General features: G+C 34.5%; 2 protein-coding genes. Both read right to left on the reverse strand.

What is annotated here, in order from left to right:
- A partial coding sequence (locus HCK02_RS13560; RefSeq protein ID WP_208970488.1) for a MucBP domain-containing protein occupies positions 1-1,532 on the reverse strand: 1,532 nt, incomplete at its 3' end.
- A 326-nt stretch (positions 1,533-1,858) separates the two neighbouring features.
- Positions 1,859-2,509, reverse strand: coding sequence for a hypothetical protein (locus tag HCK02_RS13565; RefSeq protein WP_167630632.1), 651 nt, complete (start codon positions 2,507-2,509; stop codon positions 1,859-1,861).
- Positions 2,510-3,264 lie beyond the last annotated feature (755 nt).

Consider the following 3,264-nt stretch of genomic DNA (forward strand, 5'->3'; position numbering starts at 1 on the left):
GGTGCACCATCTGCTTTTTCATACACATAAGTCACCGTTTGAGCTGCATCTGTGAATTTGCCTGCGGCATTTGCTGGCGTTTCTGTTAATGTCCAGCCTTCGATCGCTTTCGACTCACTCGTATACGCATCTCCATATTTCCCTGTTAAGGTTTGCGAAGTCGCTAATTCATTTCCTTCTCCATCTACATAGTTCACTGTGACAGGTGCACCATCTGCTTTTTCATACACATAAGTCACCGTTTGAGCTGCATCTGTGAATTTGCCTGCGGCATTTGCTGGTGTTTCTGTTAATGTCCAACCTTCGATCGCTTTCGACTTGGTGGTATATGCATCCCCTACTGTCCCTGTTTGAACAATTTCAGGAGCCAATTCATGCCCTTTTGTATCTACATACCGAGTAGTCACGGAGGATTCCGCAGCTTCAATTAATGGCTGTGTCACTGTTCCACTAAAAACGGCAGTAGCTGTCTCTCCTAGAAAATTAACGTATTCAATGGTTTTATTAAAAGTAAAAGAAACTGTATCTTGATAACCATTGAGATCCCAAGAGACTTTTCCATCTGTATAACTTCCGTTATCACTTATCGTTGCTGGATCTACTTGTTCACTATTGTTATCGATTACAGGATTCTGTATTTCTAAATGATCGCTATATGGAATAGCAGGTAACGTTATCGTTTGGTTTGCAAGAGAAACACGATTCAATTTAGAAGCTATCCCATTTAATGATGAAACATCGTAAATATGGTTTTGATTTAATGTGAAATTAATTCGCCTTGGACTTAAATTAAATTTATTGACAATACGATTGAAGTCACTAATTTCATTTTGATTTAAGTTGAGTACACTAAGGTTAGGTAACTGACTCAAGTCTAGGGCATCTAAATTAGTAATTTGATTTCCTAATAAAGTAATCGTATCAATAGAAGAAGAACTAAATTTACCCAGTGATTCTATATCTTGATCTGTTAATTGATTATTTTCGAGCTGTAAGGTTGTTAGCTGAGGAGAGTTCGAAATTACTGATTCTATACTATTTAAATGATTGGATAGCGTTGGCAAATTTGAGATATACAGCGTTTGTAAATTAGCTGCTCCGGCTAATGGAGAAAAATCTGTGATTTCTCCACCTCGAATGGTTAATTTCTTAATATGATCTCGAATGACATCCATGCCATCCCCCTCTAAAGATTTAACAGGAACTGGCAAACTATAAAGACTATCCAGTAAGAGAACATTATGCCAATCATCCATATATTTTGCTAAACCTGTAGCTGTAAAAGATAAATCTGTATCAGAACCTTGTAAATTAGCAATCCCTTTTGCAAACCCTGGATCTGGAAACCAATCGGATAAAGTTCTAAGTGCTTCTGTTTCCGCACGTGTTTGCGGTGTATTCTTTTCTTCATTAGCGTTAGCTGTTGTTGTCGGTACAGTCTCTTGATTGGTTGTGTTCTCTCCAGTATCTGTTCCATTTACTCCTACAGCATGCGTTTGTAAAGGAACCTGTATACCCAATGCAATGACCAACGTGAAAATCTTTATCTTCCTAAATTTCATTTCTTACTCTCCCCTTAAAAGACATTATTTATGGTATGAACATTTAAATCAAAGTATTGGTACTCTATTATGCTTAGACACCTCCTTTTTCTTAGAAAATCTACTATCACATCTTATTTTAGCAATTTTTTATTTACTCAGAATCCATAAATTTATGTTTTTTAACATCCCCTTCCCTCTTTTAGACACATTTTCGCCATATTTTCTGGACTGTCCTAAAAAAAGTGTTTTATCAAATCTAGTCACGCCTATAATTATTCGGAAATAAGCCAAAACGATACACATTAACATCCTAACTAATCAGATTTATCTAAAAATTGATCATAACTACCCAGATAGTTGAGATTTACACGCCACCTTCCTTTTTTCTTCCACAGTACTTTCTTCTGCATTAATTCTCTTATTTTTGTGTGTGAATATCCTATAAAACTAACCGCTGCTAAAAGTTTAGCTGAAAACCAATTAGGAAGTTCTACTTCTTCCGAAGTTTTATTTTCCCCAAATTCCCGGCAGATATAGACAAGTTGATAGCAGATTTTATCTGTAGGACTCATTCCTATATTAATTAATTGACGGGAATCTTGTTCTAGCAGTTCTAGCCAAAAAATATTGGCCACCTTTTCAGCTTCAATAAATGACAAAAGCTCTTCAAACTTAAACTTTTCTATTATGAGATTTTCGAGCGCACTCAACTCAAAAATTACACTTCTGTTAGGATTCATAATAATCATTCCCTCAGTAATTAGTTGACAAGGGATTCTTACCTGTTTTTTTGCTTTTGCTAATGCTAAGCCCACACCTCGCTTTACAATAATTATTTCTTGTTCTTTTATTACATAAGGGATTCCTTCATCTATGCTTTCTATTTCCTTAGAAACATTCTGGCTAATATAATTTTGAAAAACATGTTTTTGTCTGGACATACTCCAAAATTCTTTAATTTTCATAACTATACCTTCTCCTTGAAAATGACTGATAATTTTATTATAGCGATTCCTACTGGATGTATAAGTCCCTTTTTTGCATTTTTTTCACTGACAAAAGAGGTTTTGACACATTTATGTCACATATCTGTCACATTCTTATCATTGATAAGAGATTCTAGCTTCCTCTCTTTCATGTTTCACCTAAAATCTAATTTTTTTGCCCCACTCAATTGGCTCACTAAAAATGGCTAAAGATACCCAAAAACACCAAGTACTGTTAGAGAATACTCTATTGACACTTTAACAATAAAAAGAAGTATCCCCCTTTTTGAGAATACTTCCTTATATCCATAATATTTTTTACGAATTGAAGCATAGGTAATCTTATCTTTATCTACTCTTCAACATAGTCCCATATTTTGTAAAACTTATCATTGTAGTAACCTTTAAAATATACACCGTCTAACGATTCAATTGATTCACGTGTTAAGTTCCCTAGTAAAGAACCTGTATAACGTGTATACGGGGGCATTAATAAGCTCTTCGATGACATTTTTGCATCCCAAATGACTTTTTCTAGAGATAGTTGGCTAAGTTCTTCTTGAATCTCCTCTAATTCTTTCTTAACCTCTATCTATCCTACATCCAATGCTATTAATAAAAAAGTGCTATGAATTATGTTTAGAAATGAACAAAAGCTTATCTAAAGACATTGCAAATGAAAATATTGTTCTAGAGTTAATTAAAGATCGACCATTAACCGAAGAATATATAAC

Source organism: Listeria valentina (assembly GCF_011800755.1).
GTDB classification, from domain to species: Bacteria; Bacillota; Bacilli; order Lactobacillales; family Listeriaceae; genus Listeria; species Listeria valentina.